This is a genomic window from Rhodococcus sp. 05-2254-6 (assembly GCF_002258565.1).
Taxonomy (GTDB): Bacteria; Actinomycetota; Actinomycetes; order Mycobacteriales; family Mycobacteriaceae; genus Rhodococcoides.
The window spans coordinates 38,175-64,985 of sequence record NZ_NOZF01000139.1; the positions used below are offsets into that span (position 1 = coordinate 38,175).

Below are 26,811 nucleotides of genomic sequence, written 5' to 3' on the forward strand. Positions count from 1 at the left end.
CCCTGCGATGTGAAGAACACATCAATTGTTATTCAGGTGTATTCCCGAGATGAGAATCGACGACCGGCCCGATCACAGTGGCCGCATCTGCATTGGTCATCTCGTTGTGGAAAACGTCGACATCGTGGATGACGATATCTCCTGTCACATACGGCCGCCATTCCTGCGGAGATCGAACAATTCCATCGCTCGCACCCTTCGTTGCGGAGAAGAACAAAACATCTCCGTCGAACACGTCCGGGATGAACTCGGCCATTATTCGAGTCGAGTTCTCGAATCCCGCATTGATACGTCGCAGATGATCGGCGGAAACGCCGGTCGTCTGTCCCAACGACTCGTCGAGTAGTTCGACGCCCCGTTCGTAGGTCAACGGCTCGGTCGAGGGCTGAGCAGTCAGATCGAGCCCCAATCCCGCAAGCAGATTCTCGACGCTCAACGCTCCCTCGACCGCTTCGCCGTCGTGCCCGTCGACGTAGCTGTCCAACAGTGCGAGGGTGCGAACATCGCTGCCGGTGCTGCGCAGTTCCACCGCTATCGCATGAGCGAGCGAGCCGCCGAGCGACCACCCGAGCAGGTGGTACGGACCCACCGGCTGAACAGCGCGAATCTCGTCGGCGTAGCGGTGCGCGAGATCGCGAATGGACCCGAACGTCGACCCTTCGACGATGCTCGGCAGCTGTAGGCCGTACACGGGACGGTCGTCGCTCAGATGCGAGACGAGACCGGCGTAGCCCCACGACAACCCGATTCCCGGGTGAACGCAGAACAACGGTGCCTTGGACCCGCTGCCGCGCAGCGGAATCACGACCCCGAACACCGAATCGAGATCCGCGCCCCCGGCGTCGGCATCCGCGGCGACCCGCGCTGCCAACCCCGACGGTGTCGGATCGACGAACAGCGCTTGCAGCGGCACCCGCACTCCGATGGCGTTCTCGATGGCAGGCACGATCTTCGTGGCCACCAGCGACGTCCCGCCCAGCTCGAAGAAGTTGTCGTCCATGCCGACCCGATCGACTCCGAGAACCTGCGCGAACGCATCGGCGATCGCAGCTTCCACGTCGGTGGCCGGTGCCCGGTACGGAGTGGTCGACGTCGTCAGCTCCGGAACCGGCAGGGCCCGCCGATCGAGCTTGCCCACAGGCGTCAGCGGAATGTCGTCCAGCTCGATGATCGCCGACGGAACCATATGACGCGGAAGCACTTTGGCGACTCGGTCTCGAAGTGCTTCGGTGTCGACCGATTCGCCGTCGGCCGCGAGAACGTAGGACACGAGAACGGTGTCACCCGACGCCGCCGTGTGCCCGATCGTGGCGGCGAATCCGACCTGCTCGTTCTCGGTGAGTGCGGAGTCGATCTCGCCGAGTTCGATGCGGAAACCGCGCACCTTGACCTGGAAGTCACTGCGTCCGACGAACTCGACGGCTCCGGCACTTCCCCAGCGCACGACGTCACCGGTTCGATACATCCGGTCGCCAGGAGTACCGAACGGATCGGCGACGAAGCGCTCGGATGTCAGCCCGAAACGCCCGAGGTATCCACGGGCGGTACCGGGACCGGCGATGTAGAGCTCGCCCGACACTCCGGCCGGAACCGGCCGCAGTCGTGCGTCGAGCACCTGGAACCGGAATCCGGTTCCAGGCCTGCCGACGTCCACCGTGCCACCGGGCACCAGCGGACCACCGACACTCGCCTGGATGGTGGTCTCGGTCGGACCGTAGCCGTTGAACATCTGGCGGCCCGGTGCCCATTTCGCCACCAACTCCGGAGTACAGGCCTCACCTCCGACGGCGAGGACCCGAACGTTGCCCAGACGTGTCTCGTCGATCGACGACAGCGCCGCGGGCGTCAGGAACGCGTGCGTGACGTGTTCGGATTCGAGCAGGTCGGCCAAGTCGCCGCCGCCGAAGACTCCCGGCGGCACGATCACGACGGTGGCACCGACGCCGAACGCCATCGTCAGCTCGTAGATCGATGCGTCGAAACTCGGTGACGCGATGTGCGAAACACGCGAATCCCGAGTGGGGCGGAATCGCTCGAGCACCTCGGCCTGGAGGTTGGCCAAGCCACGGTGCCGCACTGCAACGCCCTTCGGGCGACCGGTCGAACCCGATGTGTAGATCAGGTAGGCGGGGTGGTCGATGTGCAGGGTCGCCGTACGCTCGACGTCGGTCACCGCGTCCGCCGGGTAGCGAGACAACTCCGCGGAAATTTCCGGATCGTCCAGAACCAGCCACGGGACGGTGTCGGGCAGCGATCCCCTGCTGTCGATGTCGGTCAGACCCATTGCGGCATGGGAATCTTCGAGCATGTGCGCGATTCGGTCCGCCGGGTAGTTCGGATCGACGGGCAGGAATGCAGCACCGGTCTTGGCCACGGCCCACACCGACAGCACCGACTCGATCGATCGAGGCAGCGCCAACGCGACGAACGTCTCGGGCCCGACGCCGTAGTCGATCAGCATTCGAGCGATTCGGTTGGACCAGCTGTCCAGATCGGCGTAGGAAAGGCTGATGCCTCGGTAGGTGACGGCCACTGCGTACGGGTCGAGCGCGACCGCCGCCGCGAGCAACTCCGGCCACGTCCGGACTGCTGCGTCCGGGTTTCCTCGCGCCGGCGCCAACGCGCGCTGCTCGTCGGCGCCCAGAATTTCGATGTCTCCGACCACCGCGTGCCGGTCGCGTCCGACGGCGTCGAGAACTCGAATCAGTCGCGCCGCGATGGCCTCGACGCTGGCCGCGTCGAACAGCGAGGTGGCGTAGTCGAATGCGGCCTCGAAGCCGGACGGACGTCCCGCCTCGTCGAAGGTCTCGGACAGCAGCAGCTGAAGATCCTGCTTGGCTACCGGAACGTCGAAGTCGAAGCCTTCGACGCGGAGGTCCGGAAGCTCGAGCGAGGCCTTCTCGTTGTTCTGGAACGACAGCGCGACCTGTGACAGCGGAGCGTATGCCGTCGAACGGGTGGGATTGAGAACCTCGACGATTCTCTCGAAGGGCATCTCGGTGTGATCGAACGCGTCGAGATCGTGTGCCTTGACCTGGTTCAGCAGATCGTCGAACGTCGCGGACTCGTCGACTCGGCTGCGCAGCACGAGCGTGTTGACGAACATACCCACGAGGTCGTCGAGCGCCGCGTCCCCGCGCCCGGCCACCGGAGTGGTGATCGCGATGTCGTCGGTGCCGCTCAAACGAGCCAGAACGACCGCGAACGCCGCGTGCAGCACCATGAACATGCTGACGTTCTGTTCCCGAGTGATGTCGACGAGCGTCCGATGGATGTCGGCATCGACCGTGAAGCGAACTCGGCCACCGTGGAAGTCCTGCGTGGTCGGCCTCGGTCGGTCCGTCGGCAACGGCAGCAGGTCGGGAAGACCCGCGAGCGCGGTGGACCAGTGCTCGAGCTGGGCCGCGGCCACGCTCGACGGGTCCTGCTCGTCTCCGAGCAGCGAACGCTGCCAGATCGTGTAGTCGGCGTACTGGACGGGCAGCGGCTGCCAGTTCGGTGCCTGACCTGCACTGCGCGCCGAGTACGCGAGCACGACGTCGCGAGCGAGCGGTGCCATCGACGCGCCGTCGGCGGCGATGTGGTGCACCACCATGGCGAGTACGAAGACAGGATCCTCGGACGCGTCGACGCCGGCATCGAGCACCTCGAACAGCTCGACGTGCACCGGGATCTCGGTGGTCACGTCGAATCCTCGACCGGCCAACAGAGCGACGCGATCGGCCAGAACAGCGGCATCGATCCGTTCGGATTCGACCGCAGGCGCGACCTCGGCAGCCGGGTGCACGAGCTGCACCGGGAACTCCGGGCCGTCGGGGAAGGTCGTGCGCAGAGATTCGTGGCGTCCCAGAACATCGACCACCGCGGCAGCCAGAGCAGCGGTGTCGAGCCGCCCGGTCAGCTTGACGACCAACGGCACGTTGTACGCGGCCGACGAGGTGTCGAACTGGTTGATGAACCACATCCGCTGCTGAGCGAGCGAGAGCGGAATGTTCTCCGGACGCGCCGCCGCAACGAGAGCCGGGCGCTGCGCCCGAGTGTCGGCAGTGCCGACTGCGCTCGCCAGTCCCGACACCGTCGGGGTCTCGAAGATCGTGCGTACACCGATGGAGGTACCGAACTCGGCGTTGACGCGAGCGATCACCCGCGTTGCGCTGAGCGAGTCACCACCGAGCTCGAAGAATCCGTCGTCTGCACCGACTCGATCCACCTCGAGGATCTCGGCGAAGACCGCCGCGACCGTCAGCTCGGCCGGCGTACTCGGCTCTCGGTACGAGGTGGCCGAGCCGAACTCCGGTACGGGCAGTGCGGCGCGATCGAGCTTGCCCACCGGAGTGAGCGGAATCGACTCGAGCACGACGATGGCGCTGGGCACCATGTGCGACGGCAGCGCGGCGGCAAGATGGTCACGCAGAACCGCAGTGTCGAAGGTGTCGACCGCGTGTGCCGGGTTGTCCCCCGTCAGGCGCACGTACGCCACGAGAACAGTGGCACCGGACGGCCCGGGAGTTCCGAAGGTGGCTGCGAAATTCACCGCGGGATGTGCCGAGAGCGCGGCGTCGATCTCGCCGAGTTCGATGCGGAAGCCGCGGACCTTGACCTGCGAGTCGCTGCGACCGACATATTCGATGGTCAGATCCGGCGACCAGCGCACCACATCTCCGGTGCGGTACATGCGGGCACCGGGAGCACCGAACGGGTCGGCAACGAATCGTTCGGCCGTCAGCCCCATCCGATCGTGGTAGCCGCGGGCCAGGCCGACGCCTGCGAGATAGAGCTCACCCGCGACCCCGACGGGAACCGGCTGCAGTCGCGAGTCGAGAACCACCTCGTACACACCCCGCACCGGCCCACCGATCGACACCGGCTCGCCGGCGACCATCGGTGCACTGATGTTGGACATGATCGTGGCCTCGGTCGGTCCGTACCCGTTGAACAGGTTGCGACCGGGAGCCCACTTGGTGACCAACTCGGACGGAACGGCCTCGCCGCCGACCACGACATCGGCGAACGTGTCGAGACCGGCCGGATCGACCGAGGCGAGGGCGGACGGGGTGATGAAGCCGTGAGTGACCGATTCCTCGGCCAGCAACGACGCCAGCTCGGCTCCGCCGTACACCGTGGGTGGAACGATCACCATCGTGGCACCGACGCCGAACGCGAGCAGGTACTCGAGTACGGACGCGTCGAAGCTGGGTGACGAAACATGAAGCGTGCGTGAGTCCTTCGTGACTCGATAGCGCTCGCGCTGCTCGGTCGCGAAGTTGTCGAGGCCGGAGTGGGTGACCACGACCCCCTTCGGTACACCCGTCGAACCCGACGTGTAGATCGTGTACGCCGCACTCGACAGGGTGACGCGACCACGGCGTTCGTCGTCGGCGACGGGCTCGTCGCTCACCGCGTTCGGACCGTCGGTGGCGAGGTCGTCCAGGACGATCCACGGCACGGTCGACGGCAGGTCGTCGAGGTGAGTGCGGGTGGTGACACCGAAGGTTGCTCCGGAGTCGGCCAGCATGTGCTCGATGCGATCGGCCGGGTAGTTCGGATCGACCGGTACGAAGGCGGCACCGGACTTCGCGACGGCCCAGACGGTCAGCACCGACTCGATGGATCGTGCGATCCCGAGTGCGACGAACGTCTCGGTGCGGACACCGCGGCCGATCAGAATGCGAGCGAGCCGGTTCGACTGTCGATCCAGCTCTCGGTACGTCAACTCGCCGTCGACGCTGCGCACCGCGATGGCGTCCGGGTCGACGGCAGCTGCGTCTGAGAAGATCTCCGGTAGCAGCCGAGTCGATCGGCCTTCGAGGCCGAATACCGGAGCCAGAGAAGCGAATTCGGTATCGGCCAGCAATCGCAGCCGAGCCAGTGGCTGCTGCTCGTCGGCCAGCACTGCGTCGAGCACCCGCTCGACCCGATCGACGATGGCGTGCACGTCTTGGAGCTCGAAGAGTTCGGGCAGGTACTTGGCCTTGAGGTTCAGGCGCTCGTCGACCGAAGACACCAGTGTCAGCGGATAGTGCGCCGCGTCGGTGCCGAGGATGTCCGTCACCTGCATACCTGCGAAATCCGTTGCAGCAGAGGCTCCGGCGCGATCGACCGGGTAGGACTCGAACACCGTCAGCGTGTCGAATGCGACGCCGGCTCCGGCCGCGCGCTGGATGTCGGTCAGACCGAGGTAATGGTGATCGAGCAGCGCTGCCTGTTCGGCCTGCACACGATCGACCAGTGCGCCGAGTGTCTCGGCCCGATCGAGCGTGACCCGAACGGGAAGCGTGTTGATGAAGAGCCCGATCATGCCTTCGATGCCCGGAACCTCGGGCGGACGACCCGACACCGTGGCACCGAAGACGACGTCCTCGCGACCGGTCAGAGTGGCGAGCACGATGCCCCACGCAGTCTGAACGAGTGTGTTCAGAGTGGACCCGCGGCGCGCCGCGAAATCGCGCAACGCCGCTGTGGTCTCGATCGACAACGACCGCTCGGTCTCGCTCGAGACAGTGGACAACTGACGACCCCGGTCACCGGTGACGAGCAGTGTCGGCTCCTCGACGCCGGCCATCGCGCTGACCCACTGCGCGGTGGAGATGGCGACGTCGCGTTGCCGCATCCACGCGAGGTAGTCCCGATACGCGGGAACTCGCGGCAGCATCGAATCGTCGGACTCGGTGACGTAGAGGGTGATCAGTTCCTTGACCACCAGCGGCGTCGACCAGCCGTCGAGCAGGATGTGGTGATTGGTCAGCAGCAGTCGCCAGTGATCGTCGGCGAGGGTGATCAGCGTGAACCGAAGCAGCGGTGCCGAGTCCATCTCGAATCGCACGCCGCGATCGGCCTCGAGTACGGCTTCCAGTGCTGCCTCGACATCGGCTTCACCGCGGAGATCGACCTCGGACCACGGCACCGTGACCGAACTCTGCACGATCTGCAGAGATTCGCCGGTGCTGTTGTGCACGAACGCTGCTCGCAAGTTCGGATGACGAGAGACTAGCTTGTTCACGGCGGAATGCATCCGCTCGGCATCGACGACGCCGCGCAGCTCCAGACCGAGCTGCACCATGTAGGCGTCGACTCCCGCGCTGTCGCTGCCGACCTCGCCTGCGAGACGGGCGTGGAAGAGCAGTCCGGCCTGCAGCGGCGACATCGACCACACGTCGTCGAGATCGGGGAACTTCTTCTCGAGCACCTCGATGGAACGCTGATCGATGTCCACCAGCTCGAGGTCGGACGGGGTGAAGCCGCCCGCGCCCTCGGTCGAGGCGTGCTCGGTGATCGCGGTCAGTGCCTGCGTCCACAGTTCGATCAACCGATCGACCTCGTCCGCATCCAGGATGCCGGCCGGGAACGCGAAGGTGGCGTCGAGCTGGGGCCCGTCGGGTGTCGAGGTGGTGACGGCGTTGATGTCCAGCGCGGCCGGTACCGGCATGTCCGGGTTCTGTGCGTCGCCCAGTTCGGCGTCGGCCACAGGAATCCAGCCCACGTCTTCCATGCCCTCGGACGATCCGGTCGAGAAGCGCCCGAGGTAGTTGAAGCTGACCTGCGGAGCGGCGTAACCGGACAGTGCCTCAGTCCCGTCGGAGTCCAGGTACCGCAGCATGCCGTAGCCGATTCCGTGATCGGGGATCTCGAGCAGCTGTTCCTTGACGGCCTTGATCAAGGCTCCGGCGGAGTCGCCACCGGACAACGCGTCGGCGATGTCCAGGGAGCCGAGGTCGAGTCGAACCGGGAAGATCGTGGTGAACCAGCCGACGGTTCTGCCGAGATCGGCTCCGGGCACCACGGCGTCTTCACGGCCATGGCCTTCGAGTGTGATCAACGCACTGCGGACAATGGCTCCCCGTTCGCGACGCCACGCCGTCAGTGCCAGTGCCAGCCCGGCCAGGAGACCGTCGTTGACGCTGCCGCGGAAGGCATTCGGTACCGCTGTCAGCAGTCGTTCGGTCACCTGGACCGGGAGCGATGTGCGGATGCGCTGGACGGTCGCGTCGACATCGACGCGCTTGTCCAGTGGTCGCGAACCGATCGTCGGATCGTCGCCGTTCAGAATGCGCTGCCACAGGCCGATTTCGTCGGCGCGGCCCGCGGTGACCTCGGTCAAACCGGTGGACCACCGTCGCATCGATGTGCCGATCGGTGCCAGCGCAGGCGTGTCGCCCGCGACGATCTGGCTCCAGGCCGTCGCCAGATCCGGGACGAGGATGCGCCACGACACGCCGTCGATCACGAGGTGATGTGCGACGACGAGCAGTCGGCCGGACCCGTTCGGGGCCTGGAACCACACCATCTGCACCATGACCCCGTCGGCGGGGACCAGTCGATCTGCTGCAGCGTCGAGTTCCGTTGCGGCACGGGAGGAGAATTCAGGACCGTCCACGGAATCGACCGAGACCGCGTGGATCACCGACGCGGCGGACACAGTGCCGATCGGAGCTACTTCCTCGTGCCAGATTCCGTCCGTGTCCTGGAACAGTCGCGATCGCAGCATGTCGTGACGATCGAGCACGGCCTGCACGGTGCGCTCGAGCGTGACGCTCTCGATACCGACCGGGAGCTGAAGCAGTGCCGTCTGGGTGTAGCGCCCGAAGTCGGTGCTGCGCTCCAACATCCAACGCACGACCGGAGTGAGGGGCAGCGGGCCGACTCCCCCACCGTCGAGTTCTTCCAGTACGACGACGTCGCCTCCGAGGACCACGACCTCGGCCAATGCCGCGACGGTCTTGCGCTCGAAGATGTCGCGCGGAGCCAGGACCAGACCGGCCGCCTTGGCGCGTGAGACAAGCTGGATGGACATGATGCTGTCGCCGCCGAGCGCGAAGAACGAGTCGTCGACGCCGACGGTGTCGAGGCCGAGGACGTCGGCGAACAATCCGGCGAGAATGGACTCGACTTCGGTTGCCGGCAAACGGCTCTCGGTGACATTGGCGGAGAAGTCCGGAGCCGGCAAAGCCCGGCGGTCGAGCTTTCCGTTGGCGGTGAGCGGCAGCTCGTCCAGCACGATCAAAGCGGCCGGAACCATGTACGACGTCAGTGAGTGTCCGACGAATTCGAGAACGGCGGAGTGGTCGAGTGTTCGGCCCGCCTCGGCGACGACGTATCCGATCAGTCGATCACCGAAGCCGTCGTCTCGAACCGAGACCACGGACGCCGCGACGCCGTCGAACGCCAACAGCGCGCTTTCGATCTCGCCGAGTTCGATACGGAAGCCGTGCAGCTGCACCTGCATGTCGCTGCGGCCCAGGTACTCGAGCGCGCCGTCACGATTCCACCGTGCGGTGTCACCGGTGCGGTACATCCGGGCACCGGCTTCTCCGGCCGGATCTGCCACGAAACGGGTGGCCGACAGGCCGGCCCGGCCCAGGTATCCGCGAGAGAGCTGTGCCCCGGAGACGTACATTTCACCGGTGACGCCGGGTGGTACCGGATTGAGACGCGTGTCGAGAACGGCGACGCGCAGTGCGGGGATGGCCTGACCGATGACGCTGGCCGAGGCCGATGCCGCGAATTGCTCGGTCAAGGCCAGGTGGCTCACGTGGACTGTCGTCTCGGTGATGCCGTACATGTTGACCAGAGTCGGGGCGGACTCGTCGTGCCGGGCGTACCAGCGAGCCAACTGCCCGAGATCGAGTGCCTCGCCGCCGAAGATCACGTAGCGCAGCGAGAGATCGGAGTCCGTGGTGCCGGCGAGGTTTCCGGTGGCCACACGATCGGCTTCCGCGAACTGGTAGAACGCCGTCGGTGTCTGGTTGAGCACCGTGACCTGCTCGCGAACGAGCAACTCGCGGAACAGCTCCGGAGAGCGTGCCGTGTAGTAGTCGACGACCACGAGTGTTCCACCGTGCAGCAGCGGTCCCCACAGCTCCCACACCGAGAAGTCGAACGCGTACGAGTGGAACATCGTCCAGACGTCACGATCGTCGAAGTCGAAGAGATCAGCGGTGTTCGCGAACAGCGTCGCCACGTTGCGGTGCGCGATCTGCACGCCCTTGGGGCGACCGGTGCTGCCCGAGGTGTAGATCACGTACGCGATGGAATCGGCGCTGGTGCCACCCGAACGGTCCGCGTCGGTCAGCGGGGCACCCGACATGCCGGCCAGCTCCGCGATCAGCTCGGGCGAATCGATCTCGAGGACATCGAGATCCGAGGCGGGCACCGCCGCACTGTCGGCAACAGTGGAGATCACACAGACGGGCGAGGCGTCTTCGAGCATGAACGCCAGCCGGTCCGCTGGGTAGGACACGTCGATCGGAAGGTAGCCGCCACCGGACTTGATCACCGCGAGCAGCGCGACGATCAGCTCCTCGTTGCGAGGCATCGCGACCGCTACCAGCGATTCCGACGTCACACCGCGCTGTACGAGAAGCCGTGCGAGGCGGCTGGAGCGGTCGTCGAGCTCGGCGTAGGTCAGCGTGTGATCTCCGAAGACGACGGCGCGCGAATCGGGGAATCGCGCGGCGGCAGCTGCGAATCGATCGGCCAGCGTTGCGTCGGATGCCACCCGGCCAGCGTGGTTCCAGTCATGCGTCATGGCGTCGAGCTCGCCCGGCAGGAGCACATCGATATCGCCGACTGCGCGCTCGGGATCGCTCGTCACGGAGGCGAGCACGGCACCGAATCGTGCCGAGAACTCCTCGACGGACGATTCCTCGAACAAGTCGGTCGCGTAGGTGATCGCGGCGGTCATCCCGGCCGGTGCACCGGCCTCGTCGAACTCCTCGGCAACGGTCAGTTGCAGGTCGAACTTCGCGATGTGAGCATCGATGTCGACGGCTTCGACCGTGAGGTCCGGCAGTTCGAGCGTCGCGGACGTGTTGTTCTGGAACTCGAGAAGCACCTGGAACAACGGCGAGCGGTCGGTCGAACGAGCGGGGTCGAGAACGTCGACCAACCGCTCGAACGGCACATCGGTGTTCTCGAACGCCGCGAGATCGGCTGTCCGCGTGGCCCGAAGCAGATCGGTGAACGAAAGCTGCGGTGCCACCTCCGTGCGCAGAACCAGGGTGCCGACGAACATGCCGACCAGATCGTCGAGTGCAGCGTCACCTCGTCCGGCGATCGGCGTTCCGACAGCGATGTCCTCGGTGCCGCTGATGCGCGCCATCAGGATCGACCACGCCGCGTGGACGGCCATGAAGACGGTCGCCTCGTTGGCACGCGCGAGGTCGACCAGCCTGGCATGAGTGGTGCGGTCGATCTCGAACCGAACACTGTTGCCGCGCATGGACTGCCGAGCGGGCCGCGGGTGATCGAGCGGTAGCGGCAGAACATCGGGAAGATCCGCCAGGGCGGTCTTCCAGAAGTCCAACTGCTGCGCGGCGAGGGACGCGGGATCGGACTCGTCGCCGAGGACGGTGCGTTGCCAGAGTGCGAAGTCCGCGTACTGAACGTCGAGCGGTGTCCACTTCGGAGCGCCGGCAGCCGCGCGAGAGCCGTAGGCGACCATGACATCTCGCGCCAGGGGTGCCATGGATGCGCCGTCGGCAGCAATGTGATGGACGACGATCGAGAGCACGAACTCGTCCGGTGCGATCCGGTACAGGACCGCGCGGAACGGTAGATCGGTCGAGACATCGAATCCTGTTGCGGCAGCGGTCGAGATGGCCGCAACGACCTCGGTGGCGTCCAGCTCGACGACGGCGAGTTCGGTTCTCGCCGCCTGCACGTCGAGGATCTTCTGCTCAGGACGATCCCCGCGGGTGGGGAACACCGTGCGCAGCGACTCGTGACGTTCCAGAACGTCCCCGACGGCCGCGCTCATCGCGGCGATGTCGAGTCGACCCGTCAGTCTCACCGCAAGCGGGATGTTGTACGCCGCCGAGGTCACGTCGAACTGATTGATGAACCACATTCGTTGCTGCGCAAGCGACAACGGAATCGAATCCGGTCGCGGCTTCGCCACGAGTGCGGGACGGCGAAGGGTACCGACCGGGTTGCTGAGCACTCGCACCGCAAGTGACTCGACGGTGGGAGCCTCGAACAATGCGCGGACGCTGATCGTGGTGCCGAGGGCGGAGTTGACGCGCGCAGTGAGTCTGGTGGCACTGAGCGAGTCGCCACCCAGATCGAAGAAGCTCGAATCGATTCCGACGCCGTCGATCCCCAGTACCTCGCCGAAGATATCGGCGATGACCTGCTCGGTGTCGTTCCGCGGTGCACGCGAGTCGCCCCCGAGATGGAGATCGGGTGCAGGCAGGGCATTGCGGTCCAACTTGCCTGCCGGTGTCAGCGGAATCGACTCCAGTGCGACGAAGGCCGTCGGGATCATGTGGGTCGGTAGCGAACTCGAGACATGAGTGCGCAGAGCTGCTGCATCGACCTGCTCGCCGGACCTCGGGAGGACGTAGGCGACCAGAATGGTGTTGCCCGTCGGACCGTCGACACCCAGGGTGGTGGCGAACTCGACCATCGGATGGTCGGTCAGGACGGCGTCGATCTCGCCCAGTTCGATGCGGAAGCCGCGCACCTTGACCTGGAAGTCGCTGCGTCCGACGTACTCGAGCGTTCCCGACTCGGTCCACCGCACCACGTCGCCGGTGCGGTACATCCTGGCGCCGCTCTCGCCGAAGGGATTCGCGACGAAACGGTCTGCGGTCAGACCGAATCGGCAATGGTAGCCACGAGCCAGTGCCGGGCCGGCGAGATAGAGCTCACCCACGACCCCGACCGGGACGGGATGCAGTCGTGCGTCGAGGACCACCTCACTGAAACCGATTGTCGGAGAACCGATGTCGATGGCGGAGTCGACGTCGAGTCGATCACTGATGGACGAGAAGATCGTCGCCTCGGTGGGACCGTACGCGTTGAACATCCGACGGCCCGGTGCCCAGCGAGCCACGAGCTCTGGCGGACACACGTCGCCACCGGTGGCCACCACGGCCAACTCGGTCAGGCCGTCCGGATCCACCGATGCCAGGGCGGCGGGCGTGACGAACGCATGCGTGACGTGCTGTGCTGCGAGCAGTTCGGCCAACTCGGTGCCGCCGTAGACGGAGGTCGGCGCGATGACCATGGTCGCGGCACCGGAGAACACCATCAGCAGTTCCAGGATGGAGGCATCGAAGCTCGGGGACGCGAACGCGAGAACCCGAGCGCCCGGGGTCACCTCGAAACGAGTCCGCTCCTCTTCTGCCAGATTGGCCAGCCCGCGGTGGGTGACGGTGACGCCCTTGGGAACACCCGTCGAGCCCGAGGTGTAGATCAGGTAGGCGAGCTGATCGATGTGCATCGGGCGAATTCGGTCGCTGTCGCGAACCGGGGCGGTCGAGTGACCGGCGAGTTCGGTGCGCGTGGCGTCGTGGTCGAGCACGGTCCACCGAGCAGAGCCGAGACCGGAGACAGCGGCCTCGTGCTCCGACAGGGTCAGACCGATCGACGCGTTCGAGTCGACGAGCATGTGTTCGACGCGATCGCGCGGGTAGCTCGGATCGATCGGCAGGAACGCCGCCCCGGTCTTGGCGACTGCCCAGATACCGAGTACGGATTCGACGGACCGTGGCAGAGCCAGTGCAACGACAGTTTCCGGGCCGGCACCGCGAGCGATCAAAGTTCTTGCGAGAGCAGACGATTGCGCGTCCAGTTCGGCATAGTCCACGGTGCGGCCGTCGCTCCACAGAGCGGTGCCCTGCGGGTCGACTGCGGCAGCGTCGGTGAAGATATCGGGAAGCAGTCGAGTATCCGACGACGCCGGTCCACGAACCGGTGCCAGCTGGCGCAATTCGTCCTCGGACAGCAACGAGAGCGATCCGACGCGTCGACCGGTGTCGGTTGCGATGGCCTCGAGAACACGCACGATTCTGTCGACCGTCGCCGCAACGACGCTGTGCTCGAACAACTCCGGCAGGTACTTCGCCTCGATGTGCAGCCGGTCGTCGACCATGGCGACCAAGGTCAGAGGATACTGCGCCGTGTCGCTTCCGTCGTGTACGTCGTGCACCCGCATTCCGGCGAGGTCGGTTTCCGCCGACAACCCCGCGCGGTCCATCGGGTACGACTCGAACACCGTCAGGGTGTCGAAGGAGACGGCCGGTCCGACTGCTCGCTGAATGTCGGTGAGGCCGAGGTAGTGGTGATCGAGTAGCGCGGCCTGTTCGGACTGCACCCGTTCGAGGTACTCGCCGAGTGTCTCCGACGGATCGAGCACGATCCGGACCGGCAGAGTGTTGATGAACAACCCGACCATCGACTCGACGTCGGAGACCTCCGGCGGGCGTCCGGACACGGTGGCACCGAACACGACGTCGGAGCGTCCGGTCAGAGTGCCGAGAACCAGCGCCCAGGACGCCTGGACCATGGAGTTGATCGTCACGCCACGGGCGCGAGCGACGCTGCGCAAGCGGTTCGTCTGCTCCACATCGAGTGAGACCAACGAGCGGCCCGCCAACGTCGATTCCTGGCGTCGGCTCTCGACCGGCGTCAACAGCGTCGGCTCGGACAAACCGGCGAGAGCGTTCGTCCACGCTTCGAGAGCCGACGAGCGATCACGCTTGGCCAGCCACGACAGGTAGTCGCGGTAGGCCGGAACTCGTGGGAGCACGGTCTCGTCACCGTCGACCACGTAGAGCGTCAGCAGGTCCTTGAGCAACAGCGGCGTGGACCAGCCGTCGAGCAGGATGTGATGGTTGGTCATCACCAGGCGCCACTCGCCCGGTGCCACGGTGATGAGCATGAAGCGCAACAGAGGTGCCTGTGCCATGTTGAATCGAGTGGCACGGTCCTCGTGTTCGATGCGATCGAGCTCGAGGGCTCGATCCTCCGGATCCAGTCCGGTCAGGTCGATCGACGACCAGGGGGCATCCACGTCGTGGTGGACGATCTGAATCGACTCGCCGTCGCTGTTGTGCACGAAAGCGGTCCGCAGGTTCGCGTGTCGACGCAGCAGCCCCCGAGCAGCACGCCGGAACCGCGCCTCGTCGACGCTTCCGCGCAACTCCAGCACCAGTTGGACGATGTAGGCGTCGACGGACTGATCCGACAACTCGGCGTGAAAGAGCAATCCGGCCTGCAGCGGCGTCATGGACCAGATGTCGTCCAGCGTGGGATAAACCCGTTCGAGGTCGTCGATGGAACTCTGATCGAGCCGCACCAGATCGAGGTCGGAGGGCGTGAAGCCACCGGCCCCCGGTCGCTGGGCCAGCTGCGTCAGCGCGGTGAGAGCCTGACGCCACAGCTCCGCCAGCTCGGTGACCTCGTCCGCGTCGAGCACGCCGGTGGGGAAAGCGAACGTCGCCTCGAGCCGCGGGCCGGTCGGCGTCGCGGTGGTGACGGCATTGATGTCGAGAACGGCTGCGACCGGCAGATCCTCGTCCTGCGAATCGCCGACACCGGAGTCGTCGACCGGCAGCCACCCGTGTCCGCGAAGCTCGTCGGGAACGTCGGTGCTGTAGCGCCCGAGATAGTTGAAACTGATCTGGGGAGCCGGGAAGTCACGCAGTGCAGCGGCACCGTCCTCGTCCAGGTAGCGGAGCATGCCGTAGCCGATACCGTGGTCCGGAACGGCCAGCAGCTGCTCCTTGACCGACTTGATCAGCCGCGCTGCGTCGACGCCGCCTGCGAGTGCGTCGTCCAGATCCAGATCGGCGAGGGTCAGCCTGAGCGGGTAGATCGTGGTGAACCAACCGACGGTCCGGCCGAGATCTGCACCGGGCACCACGTGGTCCTCGCGGCCGTGACCCTCGAGCGAGATGAGAGCGTCGTCGACGACCACTCCCCGACCACGTCGCCACACCGCCGTGGCGAGGGCGAGAGCCGCGAGCAGGCCGTCGTTGACGCTGCCGTGGAACGCGTCGGGCAGTGCCGTCAGTAGCCCCTCGGTGACGTCGGTGGACAGCGTCAACTCGACCTTGTCCACTGTTCGGTACACGTCGATCTCGCGATCGAGTGCTCGCGATCCGATGAGTGGATCCGGTTGTGCCAGAACGTCGCGCCAGATCGCCAGTTCGTCTCCGCGGGTGGCGGTGACCTCACGCAAACCGTGCGACCAACGACGCATGGAGGTGCCGACCGGAGCCAGCTCGGGGGTGCTTCCGCCGATGATCTGGGCCCACGCCGATGCGAGGTCGGGAACCAGGATTCTCCAGGACACGCCGTCGACGACCAGGTGGTGGGCGACGACGAGCAGACGGCTCCCCTCGGAGCCGGCGTCGAACCACACCATCTGGATCATGACACCGGCATCGGGTGCCAGCCGGCCGACTGCTGCTTCTGCCTCGGCGTTTGCTTGCTCCGAGAACTCCTGCCCCCGAACGGTTGTCGAGGTCACGCGGTGCACGACCGAGTTCGCCGAGACCGCTCCGACGGGAAGAACCTCCATCGCGGGGTGCTCACCCCGGTGCAGGACACCGCGAAGCATGTCGTGGTGATCGAGGACCGTCTGGACGGTGGCTTCGAGCACATCGAGTTCGATGTCGACCGGAAGTGTGAGAACCGCCGTCTGCGTGTGCTTGTCCAGAACGTCCGTCCGATCGAGCATCCACGCCACGATCGGAGTCAGAGGTACATCGCCCACGCCGCCGCCGGGCAACTCCTCCAGTACGAGAGGTGCGGTGCCGTCCGAGGACGCGACCACCTCGGCGAGCGCCGCAACCGTCTTGTGCTCGAAGACATCTCGTGGCGACAGAGACAGTCCGGCCGCCTTGGCGCGCGAGACCAACTGAATCGACATGATGCTGTCGCCGCCGAGGGCGAAGAACGAATCGTCGACACCGACACGGTCCAGTCGAAGCACCTCGGCGAACAGTCCGGCCAACGTCTTCTCGACCGCATTGTCCGCGTCGCGACCGGACGTGACCTGAGCGGACCAATCGGGTTCGGGGAGTGCGGTGCGGTCGAGTTTGCCTGCCGGAGTCAGAGGAATGGACTCCAACATCACGAACGCAGAGGGCACCATGTGCGCAGGCAGCACCGAACCGGCATGCTCACGCAACGCATCGACCTCGAGGACCGTACCGGCCACCGGCAACACATACGAGACCAACACCGTTGCCCCGGCAGCAGACTCACGTCCGATGGTGACCACGAAATCGACACCCGACACCGCAGCCAACACCGAATCGATCTCACCCAACTCGATCCGGAAACCACGCACCTTCACCTGAAAATCGCTACGCCCCACATACTCCAACGCACCCGAGGCATTCCACCGCACCACATCACCGGTGCGATACATCCGCGAACCCGCACCACCGAACGGATCGGCCACGAACCGCTCCGCCGTCAAACCCAACCGCGCGTGATACCCACGAGCCAACGCCGGACCCGCCAGATACAACTCACCCACCACACCCACGGGCACCGGATTCAACCGCGAATCCAACACCACCTCAGCGAAACCGATCGTCGGCGAACCGATATCGACCGACTCCCCCACCACCAACGCCGACGAGATCGACGAAAAAATCGTCGCCTCCGTCGGACCGTACGCATTGAACATCCGCCGACCCGGCGCCCACCGCGCCACCAACTCCGGCGCACACACATCACCACCGGTCACCACCACCTCGACCGACTCCAACCCCACCGGATCCACCGACGCCAACGCCGCAGGCGTGACGAACGCATGCGACACCCGCTCCTCGGCCAGCAACGACGCCAACTCCACCCCACCGAACACCAACGGCGGAGCGATCACCATCGTCGCCCCACCCGAGAACGCCAACACGAACTCGAGAATCGACGCATCGAAACTCGGCGACGCGAACGCCAACACCCGCGACGACGGACCCACACCGAACCGAACCCGCTCCTCGGCAGCCAAGTTCCCCACACCACGATGAGTGACCACCACACCCTTGGGCACACCCGTCGACCCCGACGTGTAAATCAGATACGCCGCATCATCGAGCCGCAACACACCCGAACGCTCCACATCCAACACCGGAGCAGACGACCGAAACGCCAGATCCGCCACCACATCCGGATCATCGAGCACCACCCACGACACCCCACCCACACCCGAGAGCGCACCCACATCCGCACCCAACGTCACACCCACCACAGCACCCGAATCGACCAACATGTGCTCGATCCGATCCACCGGATAATTCGGATCCACCGGCAAGAACGCACCACCGGCCTTCGCCACCGCCCACACCGCCACCACAGACTCCACCGACCGCGACAACGCCAACGCCACGAACGACCCCGGACCCACCCCACACGACATCAACATCCGCGCCAACCGCGACGACGCCGCATCCAACTCACCATACGAAACAGACCGCGACCCCGACACCACCGCAACACCACCGACACCAGCAACACCCACCGCACCAGCCAACAACTCCGGCAACACCACACCCACCACAGACCGCGGACCACGAACCGGAGCCAACGAGTCGTACTCGTTGGCAGACAGAATCTCGATGTCACCGACTCGGATGGACGGCGTTGCCGTCACGGCGTCGAGGATCCGTACGAGGCGATCGGCGAGAACCCGGACGGTGTCTGCATCGAACAGTTCTGTGGCGTAGCGGAATCCGGCTTTCATGCCGACCGGTGCGCCGGAACTGTCGAATTCCTCGGAGACCGTCAACTGCAGGTCGAAGTTGGAAATGTCGTTGGGTAGCTCGATGCTCTCGATCGAGAGTCCGGGCAACGTCACCGTCGGTCGGTCGGTCTGCTGGAACTCGAGCATCACCTGGAACAACGGCGCATGGGCAGTCGACCTCGCGGGATCGACCGCATCGACCACTCGCTCGAACGGGACATCCGAATGAGTGAACGCGGCGAGGTCGACCGAGCGAACCTCCGAGAGCAGGTCCTCGAACCGTGTCGAGCCGGGCACCTGGGTGCGCAGAACGAGGGTGTTGACGAACATGCCGACGAGCTCGTCGAGGGCGGCGTCTCCTCGGCCCGAGATCGGCGTGCCGACCGAGATGTCCTCGGTGCCCGAGAGTCGGGCCAGAAGGACGGCCAGAGCCGCGTGCACGATCATGAACGCGCTGGAATTGTGCTCGGCGGCAACAGCAGCAAGACGAGCATGGATTGCGGCGTCGATCTCGAAGGAGACGCTGTCGCCACGCAGGGATGCGACCGCGGGACGCGGGCGATCGGTCGGCAACGCCAGGACCTCGGGGCTGCCGGACAGTGTGTCGACCCAGTAGGCGAGCTGCTTGGCCATCATCGACTCGGGATCGGACTCCGCACCGAGGAACCGGCGCTGCCACAGCGCGTAATCGGCGTACTGCACCGGCAACGGTTCCTGGCTCGGTGCGTGTCCTGCGGCGCGGGCGCTGTAGGACACCATCAAGTCACGGGCCAGCGGAGCGCTGGAGAACCCGTCGGAGGAGATGTGGTGCACCACCATCACGAGCACGTGCTCGTTCTCGCGCACCCGAACCAGTCGGACCCGCAGCGGAACATCCGCCACGACGTCGAAACCCGAGCCGGCGACGTCGGCGATCAATTCGAGGACGTGACGCTCGTCGTTCGCGTGAATCGGAGTCAGATCCGGCAGTGCCGATGCCACGTCGAGGATGGACTGCGCGGGAACGTCGTCGGTCAGCGGGAACATCGTGCGCAGCGACTCGTGCCGGCTCAACACGTCACCGATGGCCGAGTGCATCGCGTCGACATCGAGCACACCACTCAGGCGCATGGCGAATGCCACGTTGTAGGCAGCCGACTCGGTGTCGTACTGATTGATGAACCACATTCGCTGCTGCGCGAGCGACAGCGGCACCACATCCGGGCGCTCCTGCGGGACCAGTCGAGGGGCAGCCGCAGCGTCGTGCTCGCCGATGTCGATGCCTGCAGACAACGCTCGCACCGTGGGGGCGTCGAACAGATCCCTGATGCCGATGTCCGTTCCGAGGGCCGCGTTGACGCGCGCGACCAAACGCATCGCGATCAGCGAGTTGCCACCGATCTCGAAGAAACTCGACGTGACACTGACCTGAGCGATACCGAGTAGATCACCGAAGACACCGGCGACGATCTCTTCTACCGGGTTCTCGGGGCCGAAGAACTCCGACGCGGCGACGGTGAATTCCGGCGCAGGCAATGCCTTGCGATCGAGTTTGCCGCTGGCGTTGACCGGCAGCGAGTCCAGTACCACCACGTGTGAGGGCACCATGTACCCCGGCAGGCGGCGTGCGGCCTCGGCGGTCAGCTGTGCGGGGTCGACGGCGGAGCCGGGTGCACCGACCACGTAGGCCACGAGGGTCTCACCGGTGTTCGGTTCCTTGTGCACCAACGCGATCGCCTGTGCGACCGACTCGGATCGAAGGAGAACCGATTCGATCTCGGGTAGTTCGATACGCAGGCCTCGCAGTTTGACCTGGAAGTCCGTGCGGCCGATGTACTCGAGTTCGCCGTCGGCGCGCCAGCGCACCAGATCGCCTGTGCGATAGAGCCTCTCGCCGGGCTCGCCGAACGGATCCGCGACGAAGCGATCCGCTGTGAGGTCGCCGCGACCGACGTACCCACGAGCGAGTTGCACGCCGGCCAGATACAGCTCGCCGGGAGCCCCGATGGGAGCCGGTCGCAACGAGGAGTCGAGCACGTACAAGCGTGTGTTCCACACCGGTGCGCCGATGGGGATCGAGACGGCGTCGCGGCCGGTCACGTGGTAGTAGCTGACGTCGACGGCCGCTTCGGTCGGACCGTAGAGGTTGTGCAGTTCTGCGTTGGAGAACTGCGCGAACTGTGCCGCGGTGGCAGGCGGAAGTGCCTCGCCACTGCAGAAGACGAGTCGGAGCGAGACACATTCCGCAGCTCGTCCACCTGCCGCGAACACCGCGAGCATGGACGGCACGAAGTGCGCGGTGGTGATGTGCTCGTCCGCGATGATGCGGGACAGGTAGACCGGATCGCGGTGTCCGTCGGGTTCGGCCACGACGAGCTTGGCACCGACCTGCAGGGGCCAGAAGAATTCCCACACCGAGACGTCGAACGTGGCCGGCGTCTTCTGCAGAACGGTGTCCGCAGGCTCGAGGTGATACTCGTGCTGCATCCACAGCAACCGATTCACGATGGCCGAGTGCGTGACTGCAACACCCTTGGGTCGACCGGTCGAACCGGAGGTGTAGATGACATACGCGGTGTTGGAGCCGTGCAGTCTTCCCAGTCGATCCGAATCGGTGACAGAGGTGTGGTCGCGATCGGACACGTCGAGCAGATCGACGGCGAGGACCGGAGTTGCGACCGGGATGTTGATCCAGTCGCGGCTCGTGGTGAGGATGCACACAGGCTGGGCGCTGGAGAGGACGTAGGACGAACGCTCGACCGGATGGTCCGGGTCGATCGGCACATAGGCACCACCGGCCTTGACGATCGCGTACATGCCGACGAGCAGGTCGATCGACCGTCGGATCGCGAGGCCGACGTGCGATTCGGTCGTCACGCCGAGCGAGATGAGATGTCGCGCGAGCTGATTCGCACGTTCGTCCAGTTCGAGATAGGTGACGTGCTCGTCCTCGAACACCAACGCGGTCGAGTACGGGCTGCGCTGCACCTGTCGGTCGAACAGACTGCTGAGCGTCATGTCGACGTCGCCGGCCGGGATGTGCTGGTGGACCGGAGGTTCGATCAGCCGTGCAGTGTCGTTCCACTCGAACAGGACGAGTTCCCGCTCTGCGGCGGACAGGATGTCTATGTCGCCGGTGCGTACGTCCGTCGACGCCCCGACGGTCGACACGATCCGCAGGAAGCGATCGACGAACCTGTCGATGGTTTCGGGATCGAACAGATCTGTGGCGTAGGTGAACGAGGCCGACAGTGCCCCGGACGGATCCACGGGCTCCTGATCCACGCGTAGCTGCAGATCGAATTTGGCTGTGTCGGTGCTGATCTCCTCGAAACCGACGGTGAGATCGGGTAGTTCCAACGTGACAGCTGCATTGTTCTGGAATTCGAGGAGAACCTGGAACAGCGGCGAGTGGTCGGTGGACCTGGCCGGATCGAGTACATCGACCAGTCGCTCGAACGGGATGTCGGTGTTGTCGAAGGCGGCGAGGTCGGAGCGACGAGTGTCGGCGAGCAGTTCGGCGAAGGTGGCTCGAGGCTCGACCTGCGTTCGCAGCACCAGGGTCCCGACGAACATGCCCACGAGGTCGTCGAGGGCCGCGTCGCCGCGACCCGCGATCGGAGTACCGACAGCGATGTCCTGGGTGCCGCTCAGGCGCGCGAGCAGCAATGCAAGCGCAGAATGGACGACCATGAACAGCGTCGAGTCGTGTTCGGCAGCAACCGAATTCAACCGAGCGGCGACATCGGCGGGAATCGTGAACGGGGTGACGCTGCCACGCATCGACTGCCGGGTGGGCCGCGGGCGATCGAGTGGCATCGGCAGCACGTCCGGCAGGTCTGCCAGAGCCGTCTGCCAGAACTCGATCTGCCGCGACGCCACCGAGGTGGAGTCGCTCTCGTCGCCGAGAACGGCGTGCTGCCACAGTGCGAAGTCCGCGTACTGAACGGTGAGTGGCTCCCACGCCGGAATCGAGCCGGCGGAGCGGGCGCCGTAGGCGACCATCACGTCTCGGGCCAGCGGTGCCATCGAGGCACCGTCGGCCGCAATGTGGTGGACGACGATGGAGAGCACGAAGCTCTCCGGGCCGGTCCGGTACAGCACCGCGCGGAACGGAAGATCGACCGTGACGTCGAATCCTGTTGTCGCAGCTGCACGTACGAGCTCATCGACCGAACCGGCGTCGACGTCGACCACGTCGAGGGGGAGCTTCGATCCGGTGACGTCCTCGACGGGTGCGATGACCTGAATCGGCAGATCGCCCACAGTCGGGAACACCGTGCGGAGCGACTCGTGCCGGGACAGGACGTCGCCGACGGCAGCAGCCATCGCACTCACGTCCAGACGGCCGGTCAGGCGCACGGTGAGCGGGATGTTGTACGCGGGCGAGGACACGTCGAACTGGTTGATGAACCACATCCGCTGCTGCGCGAGAGACAGCGGGATCGAATCGGGGCGGTCGACGGGGACGAGTGCCGGGCGGCGATGCAGCGACGCGCCCATGGCTTCGGCACGTTCCGCCAGAGTCCGAACCGTCGATGCCTCGAACAGATCCAGTACCTTCAGATCGGTTCCGAGAGCCGAATTGACCCGTGCGATCAAACGCGTGGCCACGAGGGAGTTTCCGCCGAGATCGAAGAAGCTGTCGGTGACACCGACTCGATCGACCTCGAGAACGTCGCAGAACACGGACGCCACCGCGGCCTCGTATTCCGTTTCCGCGGCCTCGAATGCACCCTGTGAACCGAGTTCGGGTTCGGGGAGTGCGGTGCGGTCGAGTTTGCCTGCCGGAGTCAGAGGAATGGACTCCAACATCACGAACGCAGAGGGCACCATGTGCGCAGGCAGCACCGAACCGGCATGCTCACGCAACGCATCGACCTCGAGGACCGTACCGGCCACCGGCAACACATACGAGACCAACACCGTTGCCCCGGCAGCAGACTCACGTCCGATGGTGACCACGAAATCGACACCCGACACCGCAGCCAACACCGAATCGATCTCACCCAACTCGATCCGGAAACCACGCACCTTCACCTGAAAATCGCTACGCCCCACATACTCCAACGCACCCGAGGCATTCCACCGCACCACATCACCGGTGCGATACATCCGCGAACCCGCACCACCGAACGGATCGGCCACGAACCGCTCCGCCGTCAAACCCAACCGCGCGTGATACCCACGAGCCAACGCCGGACCCGCCAGATACAACTCACCCACCACACCCACGGGCACCGGATTCAACCGCGAATCCAACACCACCTCAGCGAAACCGATCGTCGGCGAACCGATATCGACCGACTCCCCCACCACCAACGCCGACGAGATCGACGAAAAAATCGTCGCCTCCGTCGGACCGTACGCATTGAACATCCGCCGACCCGGCGCCCACCGCGCCACCAACTCCGGCGCACACACATCACCACCGGTCACCACCACCTCGACCGACTCCAACCCCACCGGATCCACCGACGCCAACGCCGCAGGCGTGACGAACGCATGCGACACCCGCTCCTCGGCCAGCAACGACGCCAACTCCACCCCACCGAACACCAACGGCGGAGCGATCACCATCGTCGCCCCACCCGAGAACGCCAACACGAACTCGAGAATCGACGCATCGAAACTCGGCGACGCGAACGCCAACACCCGCGACGACGGACCCACACCGAACCGAACCCGCTCCTCGGCAGCCAAGTTCCCCACACCACGATGAGTGACCACCACACCCTTGGGCACACCCGTCGACCCCGACGTGTAAATCAGATACGCCGCATCATCGAGCCGCAACACACCCGAACGCTCCACATCCAACACCGGAGCAGACGACCGAAACGCCAGATCCGCCACCACATCCGGATCATCGAGCACCACCCACGACACCCCACCCACACCCGAGAGCGCACCCACATCCGCACCCAACGTCACACCCACCACAGCACCCGAATCGACCAACATGTGCTCGATCCGATCCACCGGATAATTCGGATCCACCGGCAAGAACGCACCACCGGCCTTCGCCACCGCCCACACCGCCACCACAGACTCCACCGACCGCGACAACGCCAACGCCACGAACGACCCCGGACCCACCCCACACGACATCAACATCCGCGCCAACCGCGACGACGCCGCATCCAACTCACCATACGAAACAGACCGCGACCCCGACACCACCGCAACACCACCGACACCAGCAACACCCACCGCACCAGCCAACAACTCCGGCAACACCACACCCACCACAGACCGCGGACCACGAACCGGAGCCAGGCGCGCTCGCTCGGCGGTGGACAGCAGATCCACATCGCCTATCGGCAGATCGGGCTCGTTGGTCGATGTGTCGAGAACGCGGACGAGGCGACGGGCGAGTTGAGCCGTGCTCGCGGCATCGAACAGTTCTGTGGCGTAATCGAAAACGACGGTGACAGAATCGGACTCGTCGACGGTGACGACCAGATCCATGCCGACTCCGTCACGCGGCAGTGCGGACGGACCGAACCGGAGCGCAACCTGAGCGAGGGGGCTGTGCGATTCCGTTCGAGGCAGATTCAAGGCCTGAACGACGTCGTCGAACGACGTGTCACCGTGTGCCATCGCCGCATCGAAGTCGGCTGCGGACGCATCGACGAGTTCGGTGAACGACTGCCGAACCTCGGGTCGGCTTCGTAGCGCGACGGTGTTTCCGTGACCCGCGGGTGCGGCTATCACCAGGTCGTCGGTGTTCGCCAGTCGCGAAAGCAGCACGGCGAGAGCGGATTCGAGAACCACGAACGGCGTCGTGGACCGTTCTGCCGCCAATCGAGTCACGCCGGACCACGTTTCGGATCCGATCGTCACCTCGTGGGATGCGCGAACGTGTCCGATGTGCGAGGCGCGCGAGCGGTCGGTCGGAAGATCGAGGAGATCGGGGGCGTCGGCGAGCCGTTCGGTCCAGTAGGCGAGCTGGGCTGCCGCGCGCCGCCGGCGCTGGCCCTCGCGTGCGCTGACCGGATGGACGTCCAGAACAGCGGTCTCGGGCCCGGCCGCGATGAAGGCTTCCACCATGTCGACGAAGCTCGAGTGGTGCGCGGTGAGGTCGTCGTCGTCGTACCGGTTGGGGTTGGCCCTGAAATCGACGAACGTCCGGGCCGGAGATCCGCTTTGATAGACGTTGACCAGGAGGTCCTCGACCGGACCCGAGGTCACGATGTTGAACTCGCCGACGATCGACCCGAGTTCGATCTGCTGATGGAACAGCATCATGTTGACCATCGGGCCGGACAGCTGCTTGTCACTACCCGAGGCCGCCAGCTCGCGCCGAATGTCCTCGATGCTGAAGCGCTGGTGCCGCAGCGCTCCCATCAGTTCGAGCTGCACCTGCTGAACCAGCTCGCCGACGGTCGCGTCCTGGGGCACGTGGATCGAAATGGGGGCGACGTTGACGAGCATTCCACCGGATCGGCGAAGCAACGCGGTGGTGCGCGCGGACACCGGGATGTTGACCGAGACGTCTTCTCGCCCGGTCATTCGCGAGAGGTAGCAGCCGAAAGCGGCGATGAACACCGCAGCCGCGGTTCCACCCTTGGTCGCGTCGGACGCCTCGAGCTCGGCGACGACGTCCTCGGGGAGAGCGACGCTGCGCAACTTGCTGGCAGCGATCGTGCGACCGGCCGTGTTGGACAGAGAAGCTCCGTCCTGGATGTCCGCGGCGCGAGCAGTCCAGTACGCCTTGTCGGACTCGAAGCGCGACGACGTCCGGTATTCCTGATCGAGCTCGTAGAGTCGGCGAAGCTCGGCCGCCTTGTTGGGAGCAGGCTCGACGTGTTCGACGGCCGCCGTGTACAGCGCGGCGGTTCGGTTGACGAGAGTCATGGCACCGTAGCCGTCGAGTGCGACGTGGTGAATCTTGCTATACCAGAGGTTGCGATCGTCCTCGACCTGAATGATCCAACTGTCGACGAGGGGGTCGTGTTCCATGTCGACGGGCTTGACGTAGTTCTCGTCGATCCACCTCAGCGCCGACGCCATCGGGTCCTCGGCATCACGCAGATCGAGGTAGTGCACCGACTGGTCGATGGAGTGATCGACCAGCTGTACGGGTTCGCCGTCCACCTCGGCCAGTCGGAGATATGCGGACTGGAACTCGTGTCCGGCCTGAGCCGAGGCCTCTTGCAGAACGCCGATGTCGAGGTTGCCGCGAAGGTCGACATATTGTGCGATACAGACCGGGACGTCAGGGGCAAGCTGCTGAGCGAACCACATGCCACGCTGAGCGGACGACAGCGGGAAACCGTTCTCGAAGCCGGGGCCGGTCGGGGGCGTCTGAGATCCACCGGAAATTGCTGCGCGCATTCACTTGCCCT

The 26,811-nt window shown here is 65.4% G+C and carries 1 protein-coding gene; it reads right to left on the bottom strand.

Annotated features, from left to right (window positions below; genetic code table 11):
- Window positions 1-28: 28 nt before the first annotated feature.
- Complete coding sequence (locus CH256_RS17740) at window positions 29-26,800, bottom strand: non-ribosomal peptide synthetase (protein ID WP_094670170.1); 26,772 nt, start codon at window positions 26,798-26,800, stop codon at window positions 29-31.
- Window positions 26,801-26,811 lie beyond the last annotated feature (11 nt).

What these genes read in the sequence shown, in the direction of transcription:
- CH256_RS17740 (WP_094670170.1), bottom strand. Translation starts at nt 26,800, where the DNA reads ATGCGCGCAGCAATTTCCGGTGGATCTCAGACGCCCCCGACCGGCCCC.